This is a genomic window from Bacillus salipaludis, from assembly GCF_030938565.1.
Taxonomy (GTDB): Bacteria; Bacillota; Bacilli; order Bacillales; family Cytobacillaceae; genus Neobacillus; species Neobacillus salipaludis_A.
Map to the genome: position 1 here is coordinate 2,296,726 of NZ_JAVGVR010000001.1, position 15,968 is coordinate 2,312,693.

The following is a 15,968-nucleotide window of genomic DNA, read 5'->3' on the forward strand; positions in this document are numbered from 1 at the left end:
GGGGCTATTTCTACTGTTTTAAAAATTCTATAGGGAGGGTCCTATTTTGGACGATTTTAAAGAAAAATTAATCCACTTGCTCCATTACCCCAATATTTCCTGGAATGCCGTATATCAAATGTTAAAAAAAGATCCCGCACTTCATTCACTTTATCACCTGCATACACAATTACTTCAACAAAAGTCTTCATTTCCACCCTTAAATACCTTTCAAGATACAGGTCAAACTTCCTTTCTAACTTTCCAATCTGACATCATTCATGAACAAATCCGCCAATATAAAACAAATGAAATTATTGTTATTTCGATTTTTGACAAAGAATATCCAGCTGTATTAAAGGAAATTTATCAGCCTCCTTGGGCATTATTTGCAAAAGGAGATATATCGTTGTTGGATAAGGAGCCAAAGCTTGCTGTGGTAGGCTCTAGACAGGCTACACTTTACGGAAAAAATGCAATCAGGCTTATATTTCCAAAATTAATCGATGACGGGGTACTCATTGTCAGTGGTCTTGCCAAAGGAATAGATGCACTGGCCCACGATACTGCTATTAAAAATGGTGGAAAGACAATTGGTGTGATTGCAGGAGGAATATATCATATCTATCCTAAGGAAAATATGAACCTGGCATTAGAAATGATGAAAAATCAATTGATTATTTCAGAATATCCACCGGATACGAAGCCGCTCAAATGGCATTTTCCGGCACGGAATCGAATCATCAGCGGTCTTTCAAAGGGCACCCTTATAATAGAAGCTAAACGTAAAAGCGGGTCGCTTATTACGGCAAATTACGCAGTAAACGAGGGGCGGGAGGTGTTTTCACTTCCGGGAAGCATATTTAATCCCTTTTCAAGTGGGACGAACGATTTAATCCAACAAGGGGCAAAGCTAGTAACGAGTGCAGAGGATATCTTAGAAGAACTGAAATCATGAATCATATTTTACAAAAATTATGCAAATAATGAATAAAAAATAAAAAATATAGAAGGTTTTTTCGCATTTTTTGGAGAAATAAGCTTAAATAACTTGAAATTATTTCTAATCTGTTATACATTTTCCAACAGATGATTCGATTGGAAAAAGAGGCCGTTTCATGTGAAAACGGTTTCTTCACATGACATGTTCATTGACAAGAACAAGGAATATGTTCAATAATAATGGATATTTTGATATTTAATTTTCTTTTTAAGCATATTTTGAATATCAAGGAATAATATTGTCGATAAATCGAAAACTTTGGGATAAGTCATTTTTGTAAAGTATTTTTCCAGTCCATATTTTTTAATATTGGAATAAAAGGAAAGCTTGTCAAATTGTAAGCATCTTAGAAACAGGCTAAAGCCCGCTTCAAGGCGCTTCCACATTTCTTCTATCCCTCTTAAGGAGGATTACCTAAATGTCTGAGTATCTTGTAATCGTAGAATCGCCAGCAAAAGCGAAAACGATTGAACGGTATCTAGGAAATAAATATAAAGTTAAAGCATCAATGGGGCATGTCCGCGACCTTCCAAGGAGCCAAATGGGTGTAGAAGTTGAAAAAAGCTTTGAGCCGAAATATATTACAATTCGGGGAAAAGGTCCTGTTCTCAAGGAATTAAAGACAGCTGCTAAAAAGGCAAAAAAAATCTTTCTGGCAGCTGACCCGGATCGTGAAGGGGAAGCCATTGCCTGGCATCTTGCCCATAGCTTGGACGTTGATATTCATTCTGACTGTCGAGTTGTCTTCAATGAGATTACAAAGGATGCAATAAAGGAATCCTTTAAGCATCCGCGGCCAATCAATATGGATCTTGTTGATGCCCAGCAGGCGAGAAGAATTCTAGATCGTTTAGTTGGTTATAATATCAGCCCGCTACTATGGAAAAAAATCAAAAAAGGATTAAGCGCAGGCCGGGTTCAATCGGTTTCCGTACGTTTAATTATTGATAGGGAAAAAGAAATTCAAGCTTTCATTCCGGAGGAATACTGGACCATTGAAGGTGAAGCAGTAAAAGGAAAAAGCCAATTTCGTGCGGCATTCCATTCAATCTTGGGTAAAGAAAAAATTGAACTACATTCGGAAGAGGATGTTCAAAATGTCTTGAAACAAATGGAAGGCAATCAATTTACGGTAACGGCTGTTACTAAGAAAGAACGGAAAAGAAATCCGGCTCCGCCTTTTATCACTTCGACCCTCCAGCAGGAGGCGGCTCGGAAGCTTAATTTTCGGGCAAAGAAAACTATGATGTTAGCCCAGCAGCTATATGAAGGAATTGAGCTTGGTAAGGAAGGTACCGTTGGTTTGATTACATATATGAGAACCGACTCAACCCGCATTTCAGATGTTGCCCAAGGAGAGGCGGCTAAATATATTCAAGATGAATATGGTGAACAATACCTAAAAGAAGAACAAAGAAAAGAGAAAAAACAATCAGGTGCACAGGATGCTCACGAAGCAATTCGTCCAACGAGTACTTTTAGAGATCCTAACAGTTTAAAAGAATTCTTATCTAGGGACCAATTGCGTCTATATAAATTAATTTGGGAACGCTTTTTAGCAAGCCAAATGGCCCAGGCTGTTATGGACACAATGAGTGTGGATTTACAAAATGGAAATGTTATTTTCCGAGCGACAGGGTCAAAGATAAAATTTCCCGGGTTTATGAAGGTGTATGTTGAGGGAAGCGACGATCAAGTGGAAGAAAGGGATAATATGCTTCCTGATTTAAAAGTAGGAGATGAAGTGTTTCAAAAGGATATTGAGCCGAAGCAACACTTCACACAACCTCCGCCTAGATATACGGAGGCAAGACTCGTTAAAACGCTTGAAGAATTGGGAATTGGCCGTCCTTCTACCTATGCACCAACCTTGGATACGATTCAAAAAAGGGGATATGTTGCCCTTGATAATAAACGGTTCATTCCGACTGAACTGGGGGAAATTATTAATGAAGCGATTCAGGAATTTTTCCCTGATATTCTCGACGTTGAATTTACAGCCAGGATGGAGAAGGGATTAGATTATATTGAAGACGGCAAAATCCGCTGGGTGGAAATCATCGATGAATTTTACAAGGACTTTAAGGTTGATTTAGAGAAAGCTGAAAAGGAAATGGAATCAGTTGAAATAAAGGATGAGCCTGCAGGTGAGGATTGCGAAAACTGTGGAAGCCCGATGGTATTTAAAATGGGACGCTACGGAAAATTTATGGCCTGCAGCAATTTCCCCGATTGCCGTAATACAAAACCAATTGTGAAAGAAATCGGGGTTACTTGCCCGAATTGTAAAGAAGGCAATATCATTGAGAGAAAAAGTAAGAAAAAACGCCTTTTCTATGGATGCGACCGCTTCCCTGAATGTGATTTTATTTCATGGGATAAACCGCTGCCAAGAAACTGTCCAAAATGCGAAACGTATCTGGTTGAGAAGAAATTAAAAAAAGGTGTTCAAGTACAATGTCCGAATTGCGATTACAAGGAAGAGCAGCAAAGCTAAGAGTGGGCGGATGCCTACTCTTTTTTTCTTCGTTTTAAAAATATTTTAAACCAAAAAACTTTTTTGTTTTTGAAACGTATAGTAAAATGCAAGATGGACTAAATTGAGGGAAAAGTATACTATAGATGTTTGGTTACATAATTAAGAAAGTGGTCTAGGAGGACATTCATGAAAGAAATGACAGTTAATGTTATTGGAGCAGGACTTGCGGGCAGTGAAGCAGCCTGGCAAATTGCAAAACGTGGGATTAAAGTTCACCTTTATGAAATGCGACCTGTTAAGCAAACTCCTGCTCATCATACAGATAAATTTGCAGAATTAGTCTGCAGTAATTCTTTAAGAGCAAACACGTTAACGAATGCTGTTGGTGTGTTAAAAGAAGAAATGCGAAAGCTAGATTCCGTCATTATCGCGGCAGCGGATGCCTGCTCAGTTCCTGCCGGTGGTGCTTTAGCAGTTGATCGGCATGAATTTGCGGCAAAAGTAACAAACTTGGTTAAAAATCATGAAAATGTCACGGTCATTAATGAGGAAGTAACTAAAATTCCTGAAGGACCGACAGTTATTGCAACAGGGCCGCTGACAAGTCCTGAACTTTCAGCGCAGCTAAAGAATTTAACAGGGGAAGAATATCTTTATTTCTATGATGCTGCAGCACCAATTATTGAAAAAGAAAGTATTGATATGGATAAGGTATATTTAAAATCCCGTTACGATAAGGGAGAAGCAGCATATTTAAATTGTCCGATGACAGAGGAAGAATTTAACCGATTCTATGAAGCGTTAATTTCAGCTGAAACCGTTCCATTAAAAGAATTTGAAAAGGAAATTTTCTTCGAAGGCTGTATGCCAATTGAAGTAATGGCGGCTAGGGGAAAGAAGACGATGCTCTTTGGCCCTTTAAAGCCGGTTGGTTTAGAAGACCCGAAAACAGGGAAAAGACCTTTTGCAGTTATTCAGCTAAGGCAGGATGATGCGGCAGGAACATTATTTAATATTGTTGGGTTTCAAACTCATTTAAAATGGGGTGCACAAAAAGAGGTGCTCAGCCTTATACCGGGGCTTGAAAATGCTGAGATTATTCGTTATGGCGTTATGCACCGGAATACATTTATTAATTCCCCTAAGGTTTTGAGAGCAACCTATCAATTCCGTGAGCGGGAGGATTTATTTTTTGCAGGGCAAATGACCGGAGTAGAAGGATATGTAGAATCAGCAGCTAGCGGATTAATTGCCGGAATTAACGCATCCCGTTTAGTTGAAGGAAAAGAAACGGTGGAGTTTCCCGATGAAACTGCAATTGGAAGTATGGCACACTATATTACCACCACGAATGCGAAAAATTTCCAACCGATGAATGCAAATTTTGGACTTTTTCCTGAATTACCAGTCAAAATTAAGGGGAAACAAGAAAGAAATTTACAGCATGCAAATAGAGCGTTAGAAACAATTCAGAACTTTATGAAAGTTTTGTAAAATTACTTGCATGGGCTATGGAAGTATGTTACGATTTAGTAGGCCTTGCTTGCTGGAAGCATGATAAATGTGAATGTTTTATTAACATTCTATCTCGATTATTTACAAATAGAGAAGAATTACTCAAAATATAGAATTGAACATTTTCAACATGATTTTAGTACATTTATTGTTCACGTTTGAACAAGGAGTTCACGATGCTTTTTTCATTCTTGGGTTAATCGGAAAATAGAAAACTCCAAAAGAGGAGGGTTTTAATTAATGGAGCAATTTCATGCTACTACGATTTTTGCGGTTCACCATAAAGGTGAATGTTCGATGTCAGGTGATGGGCAAGTCACATTTGGAAATGCGGTTGTAATGAAGCACACAGCAAGAAAAGTCAGAAAGATTTTTAATGGTAGAGTATTAGCCGGTTTTGCTGGATCCGTTGCGGATGCTTTTACATTGTTTGAGTTATTTGAAGGTAAACTTGAAGAGTATAATGGAAACCTTCAAAGAGCGGCAGTGGAACTTGCTAAGGAATGGCGCAGCGATAAAATGCTGCGAAAGCTTGAAGCGATGCTGATTGTTATGAATCGAGAGAGTTTGCTTCTTGTTTCCGGAACAGGAGAAGTCATAGAGCCTGATGATGGTATACTTGCGATTGGTTCCGGTGGCAATTATGCCTTAGCTGCAGGCCGCTCTTTAAAGAAATACGCAGGGGATCATTTATCTGCAAAAGAAATTGCCAAAGCTTCTTTAGAAATAGCTGCTGAAATATGTGTGTATACGAATCACAATATTATTGTTGAAGAGCTATAATGGGAAGGGAGTCCTGATCAATGGGAAAAACAACAAATTTAACCCCGCGCCAAATCGTAGAGAGACTTGACCAATATATTATTGGGCAGAAGGATGCGAAGAAAGCTGTAGCTGTTGCACTTAGGAATCGATATAGAAGAGGTTTGTTAACCGAAAAATTACGGGATGAAATTATTCCGAAAAATATTCTAATGATTGGACCCACTGGTGTTGGTAAAACAGAAATAGCCCGCAGGATTGCTAAGCTAGTCGGGGCTCCTTTTGTTAAGGTTGAGGCAACCAAATTCACTGAGGTGGGCTATGTTGGCCGTGATGTAGAGTCAATGGTCCGCGACTTAGTGGAAACTTCTGTTCGGTTGGTGAAAGAAGAAAGAATGCTTAATGTTAAGGAACGGGCAGAGGAAAATGCAAACAGCAGACTTGTAGACCTGCTGGTACCTTCAGCAAAGAAGGCAACCGGTTATAAAAATCCACTTGAAATGTTATTTGGCGGTGGAAACTCTCAAAGTGAACATGAATCATTGCAAACCGATGATTATTCGATTAACGAAAAGCGAAAAATTGTTAAGGAAAAGCTAGCATTAGGTCAACTAGAGGATGAAATTGTTTCTGTTGAAGTGGAAGAGCAGGCCCCATCCATGTTTGATATGCTTCAAGGCTCCGGTATTGAACAAATGGGCATGAATATGCAGGATGCCTTGAGCAGTTTTATGCCAAAGAAACGGAAAAAAAGAAAATTAACCGTCCGAGAAGCTAGAAAAGTATTAACGAGTGAAGAAGCCCAAAAGTTAATTGATATGGATGAAGTAACCTCAGAAGCGGTTTACAGAGCAGAACAAAATGGCATCATTTTTATTGACGAAATCGATAAAATTGCAAGCAAGAATTCGGGTGGATCATCAGCAGATGTTTCTCGTGAAGGGGTTCAAAGGGATATTTTACCTGTTGTCGAGGGGTCAACGGTGGTAACCAAATATGGTTCGGTTAAAACGGATCATGTCTTGTTTATTGCAGCCGGAGCCTTCCATATGGCAAAGCCTTCTGATTTAATTCCGGAATTACAAGGCCGATTCCCAATTCGGGTTGAATTAACAAAATTAAATGTAGAAGATTTCTTCAGGATTCTTATTGAGCCTGATAATGCCCTTATCAAACAATATCAAGCATTATTGGAAACTGAAGGTATACAAATTGAATTTTCTGACGATGCTATTCGTAGAATCGCTGAAGTTGCTTTTGACGTGAATCAAAATACGGATAATATTGGAGCAAGACGTCTCCACACCATATTAGAAAAACTTTTGGAGGATTTATCCTTCGAAGCACCTGATATTACAATGGAGAAAATTACGATTACGCCGCAATATGTCGACGACAAACTTGGAGCGATCTCAAAAAATAAGGACTTAAGTCAATTTATTCTTTAAAAGAGGGTGTTACCAGCCCTTTCTTATGGGGAAACATTAAAAACACCTAATATTCAAAAGATGATTGTCACATAAAATTTAATATTGGTTGCAGATCATTAGGAGGAAGAATTACATGGATTTACTTTCAAAAACTAGAAAAATTAATGCGTTATTACAAAAGGCTGCAGGAAAGCCGGTAAACTTTAAAGAAATGGCTGAAACACTAAGTGAAGTGATTGAGTCAAATATTTATGTTGTTAGCCGTCGTGGTAAATTATTAGGTTTTGCAGTTAATCAGCATTTTGAAAATGAACGCATGTCAAAAATGTTGGAAGAGCGTCAATTCCCTGAAGAATATACGAAAGGTTTATTTAATATTCAAGAAACATCTCCAAACCTTGATGTTAATAGTGAATATACTGCCTTTCCAGTTGAAAACAAAGAACTTTTCCCTGAAGGCTTAACGACTGTTGTTCCGATTATTGGCGGCGGTGAACGGTTAGGAACATTAATCCTCGCAAGAGTACAGGAAAAATTCCTGGATGATGATTTAATTCTTGCGGAGTACGGTGCAACCGTAGTAGGTATGGAAATCCTTCGGGAAAAAGCAGAGGAAATTGAAGAAGAAGCTAGAAGTAAAGCAGTTGTACAAATGGCGATTAGTTCGCTGTCTTATAGTGAACTTGAAGCAATTGAACATATTTTTGAAGAATTAAACGGTCATGAAGGCTTATTAGTTGCATCAAAAATTGCCGATCGTGTTGGGATTACCCGCTCTGTTATTGTCAATGCATTAAGAAAGCTCGAAAGTGCAGGCGTAATCGAGTCTCGTTCCCTTGGCATGAAAGGAACGTACATTAAAGTCTTAAACGACAAGTTCTTAGTTGAGCTTGATAAATTAAGATCTAATTAATAAAAAGTAAACCTAAAAAGGAGAATCCCCTATTTCAAAAAATAGGGGATTCAATTTTTTGAAACTAGTTCTTGATTTGTGTTCTATATTTATGCTATATTATTTCATGGTGTTAATACACACGCTTGTTGATTTAAACAGACGGTGCTGTTAAACAAAACAGTTTTTGTTTAAAGATGAGATAAGCGGAGGAAAACAAACCATTAGGAGGAAAAAACATGTCAGTCATTTCTATGAAACAATTGCTTGAAGCTGGTGTACATTTTGGACACCAAACTCGCCGTTGGAACCCAAAAATGAAGAAATATATCTTCACTGAGCGTAACGGTATCTATATCATCGACCTTCAAAAAACAGTTAAGAAGGTAGAAGAAGCTTATAACTGGGTAAAAGAACTTGCTGGTAACGGCGGAACAGTTCTTTTCGTTGGTACTAAAAAACAAGCTCAAGATTCTGTTAAAGAAGAAGCAGCTCGTTCAGGTCAGTACTATGTGAACCAACGCTGGTTAGGTGGTACATTAACAAACTTCGAAACAATCCAAAAGCGTATTGGCCGCTTAAAAGATATTGAAAGAATGTCAGAAGACGGTACTTTCGATGTTTTACCTAAAAAAGAAGTTGTTCAATTAAAGAAAGAACAAGAACGTCTTGAAAAATTCCTAGGCGGAATCAAAGATATGAAACAGCTTCCAGATGCATTATTCATCATTGACCCTCGTAAAGAGCGTATCGCAGTTGCAGAAGCTAAGAAATTAAACATCCCTATCGTAGGTATTGTTGATACAAACTGTGATCCGGATGAAATCGATGTAGTTATTCCTGCGAACGACGATGCAATCCGTGCAGTTAAATTATTAACTGGCAAAATGGCGGATGCAATCCTTGAAGCAAAACAAGGTGAAGAAGTAGCAGTAGAAGCTTAATTCTATAGTGCCAACGAACAAAAAGGTGATAAGAGGGAGACCCTTTATCACCTTTTTTTAAAGAAAATTCAATGCTAGGCTGGTCCCTTGGGTAACAAACAAAGGTGTAGTTTAAAAGGCAAGAAGGTTTATCTTAGGTTTGATTGGCTAAGATATGAATACATAGTATATAAGGAGGAAATACATTATGGCAGTAACGGCTCAAATGGTTAAGGAACTTCGTGAAAAAACAGGCGCAGGAATGATGGATTGTAAAAAAGCTTTAACAGAAACAAATGGTGATATGGAAAAAGCAATTGATTACCTTCGTGAAAAAGGAATTGCAAAAGCTGCAAAGAAAGCAGATCGTATTGCTGCTGAAGGAACAACTTACGTTTTAACAGAAGGAAACGAAGCAGTTATCCTAGAAGTGAACTCAGAAACTGACTTCGTTGCAAAAAACGAAGGTTTCCAAACACTTGTTAAGGAACTTGCTGAACACCTTCTAAAAAATAAACCAGCAACAGTAGAAGAAGCTTCTGAGCAAAAAATGGAAAATGGTGCAACAGTTTCTGAATATATCAATGCTGCAATTGCTAAAATTGGTGAAAAGCTTTCCCTTCGCCGCTTTGTAATTGTATCTAAATCTGATAATGATGCATTCGGTGCATACCTTCACATGGGTGGTCGTATCGGTGTTTTATCTGTACTTGAAGGCACTCCTGATGCAAGTGCAGCAAAAGATGTTTCCATGCATATCGCTGCGTTAAATCCAAAATATGTTTCTCGTGATCAAGTCTCACAAGAAGAAGTTGAGCGTGAGCGCGAAATCTTAACACAACAAGCTCTTAACGAGGGTAAGCCGGAAAATATCGTTGCAAAAATGGTTGAAGGCCGCCTAGGAAAATATTTTGAAGATGTTTGTGTTCTTGACCAAACATTCGTTAAAAACCCTGATCAAAAAGTACGCCAATTCGTTGAATCAAAAGGTGCTACTGTTCGTGAATTCATTCGCTATGAAGTAGGCGAAGGCATCGAAAAACGTGAAGATAACTTTGCAGAAGAAGTTATGAACCAAGTAAATAAAAAATAATTTAAATAGGGAGCACATTGTGTTCCCTATTTTTGAAGCATGAAGAAATTAAATGGTAATACATCATCAAAAATTCGGAGGTTTATATGGGTAGTCCTAAGTACAAACGCGTCGTTTTAAAATTAAGCGGGGAAGCACTTGCGGGAGAGTCGAGCTTTGGAATTAAACCTTCTGTGATTAAATCCATTGCTGCTCAAGTAAAAGAGATTGCTGAACTTGGAGTTGAAGTAGCTGTTGTTGTTGGCGGCGGCAATATTTGGCGCGGGAAAATCGGCAGTGAGATGGGAATGGACCGGGCAACGGCTGATTATATGGGAATGTTGGCGACGGTAATGAATTCCTTAGCACTTCAAGATAGCTTAGAGCATTTAGGGATTGAATCACGTGTGCAAACTTCAATTGAAATGCGTCAGGTTGCAGAACCCTATATAAGACGTCGTGCAATAAGACATCTAGAAAAGAAACGTGTAGTAATTTTTGCAGCAGGTACTGGAAATCCATATTTCTCAACGGATACAACTGCAGCACTCAGGGCAGCAGAAATTGATGCAGAAGTAATTTTAATGGCAAAAAATAATGTGGATGGGGTATATTCTGCAGACCCTCGTTTAGATAAAAATGCAACTAAATATGAGGAGCTTTCTTATCTTGATGTAATCAAAGAAGGATTGGCCGTAATGGATTCCACTGCTTCTTCTTTATGTATGGATAATGATATTCCGCTTATTGTTTTCTCAATTATGGAACAAGGAAATATTAAACGCGCTGTAATGGGTGAAAAAATTGGAACAATTGTTAGGGGGAAAAACTAATGCCAAAACAAGTCATCTCCACCGCAAAAGATAAAATGTCAAAAGGGATTCAAGCATTTACACGTGAGCTTGCAAGCATTCGTGCCGGTAGAGCAAGTGCATCCCTATTAGACCGGATTACTGTTGATTATTACGGAGCACCAACTCCAGTAAACCAGGTTGCTGGAATTACAACACCTGAGGCAAGACTTCTGGTTATTCAGCCGTATGACAAATCCATTCTTGGTGATATCGAGAAGGCGATTCTAAAATCCGATTTAGGTTTGAATCCATCAAATGATGGGATGCTCATCCGGATTGCGATTCCACAACTGACGGAAGAACGCCGTAAAGAACTTGTTAAATTAGTAAAAAAAGAATCAGAAGAAGCAAAAGTAGCGATTCGAAATGTACGTCGTGATGCAAATGAAGACTTGAAAAAGTTAGAGAAAAAAGGCGATATTACTGAAGATGATCTTCGTGGTTATTCTGATGATATTCAAAAATTGACAGATGAAAATATCAGTAAAATTGATCAAATTACAAAAGACAAAGAGAAAGAAATTATGGAAGTATAACAAATTTACTTGGCAGGGCGACCCTCTATTTTAGGGGGTTTTTTCACTATTTGAGCTAAGATTCTTTTTTGAGATTTATCAAAATAAGTTTTCTGAATATTATTCTTAATTCCTTATATTTTACATAAGTTAGTTATTAGAAGATATCTTCATGTTTTTTTGGTATGATAAAAACATGCTAAAATGATCATTCATAGGATTTATTATTGGTTCGATTAGAGAAAAATCTATTATCGGAGTATATGATTAACTTAATTTGGAGGAGCATTGTCATGTTTAATAAAATAAGGCTTTGGAAGAATCAAAATAACTCTTCCACACTCCGAGAAAAAATAGAAGAGATAAAAAAATTACCGATTCCTGAGCATGTTGCGATTATTATGGACGGGAATGGAAGATGGGCAAAAAAAAGGGCATTACCACGAATAGCAGGACACCATGAAGGGATGAAGGTCGTTCGTAAAACTACACGTCTTGCCAATCAGCTTGGAATTAAAACCTTAACCTTATATGCCTTTTCAACTGAAAATTGGAAACGACCTAAAAACGAAGTGGAATATATCATGAAATTACCTGAGGAATTTCTAGGTGCGTTCCTTCCGGAATTAATTAAAGAAAATGTTCAAGTGAAAATGATGGGATACAAAGATAAACTCCCTGTACATACATTACACGCGATTGAAAAAGCTATTGAAGAAACAAAAAATAATAATGGACTAGTCTTAAACTTTGCGCTGAATTACGGAAGCAGGGCTGAAATCATTGATGCAGTCAAACAAGTCGTAAGTGATTGCAGAAGTGATATAATGAATGAAAATGATTTAAATGAAGAGGTTTTTTCCTCGTATTTGATGACAGCAAACATGACGGACCCTGATCTATTAATTCGAACAAGTGGTGAAATTCGCCTGAGCAACTTCATGCTTTGGCAATTGGCTTACACAGAATTCTGGTTTACTGAGGTTTTATGGCCGGACTTTGGTGAGGAGCATCTGCTTGAGGCGATTGAAACATTTCAAAATCGTCAGCGCCGGTTTGGAGGAATATAGTCCATAAAGGTGTGAAACTAATAGATGAAGCAAAGAATCATAACAGCAGTCGTGGCCGCCGCACTTTTTGTTCCGATTGTGTTTTATGGAGGACTCCCATTCGTCCTATTATCGTATTTCTTGGCAACTGTTGGCTTGTACGAGCTTTTAAAAATGAAAAACCTTTCTATTTTTACCGTACATGGCTTTTTGGCAACATTGTTTCTTTGGGTGATTATATTTCCAAAACAATATGACCACATCATGAATACTTTTTATTATACAAAAACAGAAGTGGCCATTGCTTTTGTGTTGTTGTTGTTGGCCTATACAGTTATAACGAAAAACCGATTTACTTTTGAAGATGGAGCTTTTTCCGTACTGTCTTCCGTTTATGTTGGAATGGGGTTCTATTTTTTCATGGAAGCTCGTGATGCCGGCCTTGTTTATATTTTTTATTCCTTGTTTATCATGTGGGCAACCGATTCTGGTGCATATTTCATCGGTAAAGCTGCCGGTAAGAACAAATTATGGCCGGAAATAAGTCCAAATAAAACCATAGAAGGTTCCCTTGGCGGTGTAGTATGTGCTCTTATTGTCGGCGTTTTATTTGCTTTATTTTCCGATTTTAATGCATCATTACTTGAAATATTAGGGATTACCATAGTGTTATCTGTTTTTGGACAAATCGGTGATTTGGTTGAATCGGCGTTTAAACGTCATTTTAATGTAAAGGATTCTGGGAAAATTTTACCTGGACACGGTGGGATTCTTGACCGATTTGACAGCCTATTGTTCGTATGGCCATTGTTGCATTTCTTCCACCTTTGGCCCAATTTATAAGTGGTTTATTTTTTGGGAGTTGAATATAGTTGAAAATAATTAGCCTACTGGGTGCCACAGGATCCATTGGAACCCAGACTCTAGATATTATTCGCGAGCATCCTGATACCTTTCAGCTAGGTGCAATGTCTGTTGGAAAGAATATTGACTTGGCAAGAAAGTTCATCTATGAGTTCAGGCCACAGCTTGTTTCAGTACAGGATTATCAAGACTGCGCAACCTTAAATACTGAGTTTCCAAATACAAAATTTACATTTGGGCACGAAGGTTTAATTGAGGTTGCTATTTATGAAAAAGCAGAAATTCTTGTAAATGCGGTGCTTGGGAGCGTTGGACTAAACCCGACATTACAAGCAATTGAAACCGGGAAGGTCATTGCAATTGCCAATAAGGAAACACTTGTTACAGCCGGACATCTTGTCATGGATGCTGTGAGAAAAAATAATGTTAGTCTACTTCCTGTCGACAGCGAACACTCTGCTATTTTTCAAGCGCTACAAGGAGAAAAGCATAAGAATATAGAAAGATTAATTTTAACAGCATCTGGCGGAAGTTTCCGTGACCGCTCGCGTGCGGAATTAGAAAATGTTACGGTTAAAGATGCTTTAAATCATCCAAACTGGTCAATGGGTGCAAAAATTACCATCGACTCGGCCACAATGATGAATAAAGGATTAGAAGTAATTGAGGCACACTGGCTTTTTGATATGCCATATGAGAAAATCGATGTCTTGCTTCACAAAGAGAGTATTATTCATTCAATGGTTGAATTTCATGATAGCAGCATAATCGCCCAGTTGGGAACTCCGGATATGAGGGTGCCTATCCAATATGCTCTTACCTATCCGGAACGCGCTCAGCTCCCGTCAGCAAAACGATTAGACTTAGCGCAAATTGGCAAACTGCATTTTCAGGAAATGGATCAAGATCGTTTCCGCTGTCTAAGGTTCGCCTATCATGCCGGAAAAGAGGGCGGAACAATGCCAACTGCTTTGAACGCTGCGAATGAAGTGGCTGTTGCAGCGTTTTTGGAAGGGAAAATTCGTTTCTTGCAAATTGAAGATTTGATTGAAAAAGCAATAAACGCTCATCAAACGATGGCACACCCAAGTTTAACTGATATCCAAGAGGTCGACAAAGAAACGAGACAATATGTACGTTCACTTCTATAAGGAAAGCTCGGAGCGCCAAAGGCGCTTTAGCTAGACAGTTATCGAAGTTAAAAGTTACTTCCTTATCCTGATAAAAGGTGGTTTTACTATTGACAACAGTTATAGCCTTTATTGTAATCTTTGGCGCACTTGTCTTTTTTCATGAATTGGGTCACTTAATTTTTGCAAAACGAGCAGGTATTCTTTGCCGGGAATTTGCAATTGGCTTCGGCCCAAAGGTTTTTTCACATAAAAAAGGAGAAACAACCTATACCATTCGCTTGCTTCCTATTGGAGGATTTGTTCGTATGGCAGGTGAGGATCCTGAAATGGTTGAAATCAAGCCTGGATACCGTATTGGCTTATTGTTTGATAAAGATGAAACAGTAAATAAAATTATTTTAAATAATAAAGAAAAGTATCCTGATTGCCGGATCATTGAAGTTGAATTTGCTGATATTGAAAAAGACCTTATCATCAAGGGGTATCCAGATGATGAGGATGACCAACTAAAGACTTTTGTGATTCATCCAAAAGCAATGATTGTAGAAAATGGAATCGAATCTCAAATTGCTCCACTTGATCGCCAATTTGGAGCAAAAACATTATGGCAAAGAACGATGGCTATTTTTGCAGGGCCAATGATGAATTTTGTTCTCGCTTTTATCATTTTTATTGTGATTGCCCTTTTGCAAGGGGTTCCTACTAATGATCCTAAATTAGGTGAAATTACTGCTGATGGGGCTGCAAAAGCTGCAGGGCTTCACAAGGGAGATGTAGTCCAAAGTATTAATGGTGCCGAGGTTACCAGCTGGGCTGATGTGGTAGAAATCATTCGAAATAGCCCGAATAAAAAATTAGATTTTACAATTACCCGAGATGGGAAAGATATGGATGTGCAAGTAACGCCAATTGAAAAAACGGTTGATGGAAAGAAAATGGGGTTAATCGGTGTATATAGCCCTGTTGAAAAATCACCTATTCAAGCTATTTCTGCCGGGGTTAAAGATACGTATACCTGGACAATGCAAATCATCGGGATGCTTGGAAAATTGGTTACAGGTCAATTCTCAATTAATATGCTTTCTGGTCCAGTAGGTATTTATCAAGCTACCGATACAGTTGCGAAATCAGGTATTTATTATCTAATGAAATGGGCAGGAATCTTAAGTATAAATTTAGGCATAATGAATTTACTGCCAATACCGGCACTTGACGGTGGAAGATTAATGTTTTTTGCAGTTGAAGCACTTAGAGGGAAACCAATCGACCGTCAAAAAGAAGGGATGGTTCACTTTATTGGGTTCGCTTTGCTAATGCTTTTAATGCTAGTTGTAACTTGGAATGATATCCAAAGATTTTTCTTATAAAGTATTCTAGGTACCTTTTAAGGGGTACCTTTCTTTTTTGATTAGGCTAGGCTTGTTAAGGACAATGTTGATTTTTGAACAACGTTGATTGGAGCGGAAATCCACAACCAAGGTTAACAAGTCTTTGACTA

At 38.2% G+C, this 15,968-nt stretch carries 14 protein-coding genes; all 14 read left to right on the forward strand.

Annotated elements, in window-relative coordinates:
- Positions 1-46 precede the first annotated feature (46 nt).
- The 14 genes from dprA to rseP all read left to right on the forward strand — a co-directional run bounded on the left by dprA (position 47) and on the right by rseP (position 15,837).
- Positions 47-937 carry a DNA-processing protein DprA gene (dprA, locus tag RCG21_RS11385; protein WP_133332452.1) on the forward strand — a complete coding sequence of 297 codons (891 nt, stop codon included), beginning with the start codon at positions 47-49 and terminating at the stop codon, positions 935-937.
- Positions 938-1,400: 463 nt separating this feature from the next.
- Positions 1,401-3,479 (forward strand): type I DNA topoisomerase, encoded by a 2,079-nt coding sequence (gene topA / locus RCG21_RS11390; RefSeq protein ID WP_133332451.1) that lies wholly within the window; start codon positions 1,401-1,403, stop codon positions 3,477-3,479.
- Positions 3,480-3,647: 168 nt separating this feature from the next.
- Positions 3,648-4,955, forward strand: coding sequence for an FADH(2)-oxidizing methylenetetrahydrofolate--tRNA-(uracil(54)-C(5))-methyltransferase TrmFO (gene trmFO / locus RCG21_RS11395; RefSeq protein WP_133332450.1), 1,308 nt, complete (start codon positions 3,648-3,650; stop codon positions 4,953-4,955).
- Positions 4,956-5,216: 261 nt separating this feature from the next.
- Positions 5,217-5,759: an ATP-dependent protease subunit HslV gene (gene hslV, locus RCG21_RS11400; RefSeq protein WP_026574872.1), complete on the forward strand. Its 543-nt coding sequence runs from the start codon at positions 5,217-5,219 to the stop codon at positions 5,757-5,759.
- Positions 5,760-5,779: 20 nt separating this feature from the next.
- Complete coding sequence (gene hslU, locus RCG21_RS11405; RefSeq protein WP_133332449.1) at positions 5,780-7,186, forward strand: ATP-dependent protease ATPase subunit HslU; 1,407 nt, start codon at positions 5,780-5,782, stop codon at positions 7,184-7,186.
- A 115-nt stretch (positions 7,187-7,301) separates the two neighbouring features.
- Positions 7,302-8,081, forward strand: coding sequence for a GTP-sensing pleiotropic transcriptional regulator CodY (gene codY, locus RCG21_RS11410; RefSeq protein WP_026574874.1), 780 nt, complete (start codon positions 7,302-7,304; stop codon positions 8,079-8,081).
- A gap of 218 nt (positions 8,082-8,299) precedes the next feature.
- Positions 8,300-9,004, forward strand: a complete 705-nt coding sequence (gene rpsB, locus RCG21_RS11415; RefSeq protein WP_133332448.1) for a 30S ribosomal protein S2 — start codon at positions 8,300-8,302, stop codon at positions 9,002-9,004.
- A 187-nt stretch (positions 9,005-9,191) separates the two neighbouring features.
- Positions 9,192-10,076 carry a translation elongation factor Ts gene (gene tsf / locus RCG21_RS11420; protein WP_133332447.1) on the forward strand — a complete coding sequence of 295 codons (885 nt, stop codon included), beginning with the start codon at positions 9,192-9,194 and terminating at the stop codon, positions 10,074-10,076.
- Between the two features lie 86 nt (positions 10,077-10,162).
- Positions 10,163-10,888, forward strand: a complete 726-nt coding sequence (pyrH, locus tag RCG21_RS11425; protein ID WP_133332446.1) for a UMP kinase — start codon at positions 10,163-10,165, stop codon at positions 10,886-10,888.
- Positions 10,888-11,445, forward strand: a complete 558-nt coding sequence (frr, locus tag RCG21_RS11430; RefSeq protein ID WP_133332445.1) for a ribosome recycling factor — start codon at positions 10,888-10,890, stop codon at positions 11,443-11,445. Before pyrH ends, frr begins: the two co-directional genes overlap by 1 nt.
- A gap of 272 nt (positions 11,446-11,717) precedes the next feature.
- Positions 11,718-12,494, forward strand: coding sequence for an undecaprenyl pyrophosphate synthase (gene uppS / locus RCG21_RS11435; protein ID WP_133332444.1), 777 nt, complete (start codon positions 11,718-11,720; stop codon positions 12,492-12,494).
- 24 nt (positions 12,495-12,518) lie between these two features.
- Positions 12,519-13,316, forward strand: coding sequence for a phosphatidate cytidylyltransferase (locus RCG21_RS11440; protein ID WP_133332443.1), 798 nt, complete (start codon positions 12,519-12,521; stop codon positions 13,314-13,316).
- Between the two features lie 29 nt (positions 13,317-13,345).
- Complete coding sequence (gene dxr, locus RCG21_RS11445; protein ID WP_133332442.1) at positions 13,346-14,488, forward strand: 1-deoxy-D-xylulose-5-phosphate reductoisomerase; 1,143 nt, start codon at positions 13,346-13,348, stop codon at positions 14,486-14,488.
- A gap of 89 nt (positions 14,489-14,577) precedes the next feature.
- The gene (gene rseP / locus RCG21_RS11450; RefSeq protein WP_133332441.1) at positions 14,578-15,837 is read left to right on the forward strand and encodes an RIP metalloprotease RseP; all 1,260 of its coding nucleotides are present in this window, start codon (positions 14,578-14,580) and stop codon (positions 15,835-15,837) included.
- Positions 15,838-15,968: the final 131 nt, after the last annotated feature.

Coding starts and splice junctions, on each gene's coding strand:
- pyrH (WP_133332446.1), top strand. CDS start 10,163: ATGGGTAGTCCTAAGTACAAACGCGTCGTTTTAAAATTAAGCGGGGAA.
- hslU (WP_133332449.1), top strand. CDS start 5,780: ATGGGAAAAACAACAAATTTAACCCCGCGCCAAATCGTAGAGAGACTT.
- frr (WP_133332445.1), top strand. CDS start 10,888: ATGCCAAAACAAGTCATCTCCACCGCAAAAGATAAAATGTCAAAAGGG.
- tsf (WP_133332447.1), top strand. CDS start 9,192: ATGGCAGTAACGGCTCAAATGGTTAAGGAACTTCGTGAAAAAACAGGC.
- rpsB (WP_133332448.1), top strand. CDS start 8,300: ATGTCAGTCATTTCTATGAAACAATTGCTTGAAGCTGGTGTACATTTT.
- trmFO (WP_133332450.1), top strand. CDS start 3,648: ATGAAAGAAATGACAGTTAATGTTATTGGAGCAGGACTTGCGGGCAGT.
- topA (WP_133332451.1), top strand. CDS start 1,401: ATGTCTGAGTATCTTGTAATCGTAGAATCGCCAGCAAAAGCGAAAACG.
- RCG21_RS11440 (WP_133332443.1), top strand. CDS start 12,519: ATGAAGCAAAGAATCATAACAGCAGTCGTGGCCGCCGCACTTTTTGTT.
- hslV (WP_026574872.1), top strand. CDS start 5,217: ATGGAGCAATTTCATGCTACTACGATTTTTGCGGTTCACCATAAAGGT.
- codY (WP_026574874.1), top strand. CDS start 7,302: ATGGATTTACTTTCAAAAACTAGAAAAATTAATGCGTTATTACAAAAG.
- uppS (WP_133332444.1), top strand. CDS start 11,718: ATGTTTAATAAAATAAGGCTTTGGAAGAATCAAAATAACTCTTCCACA.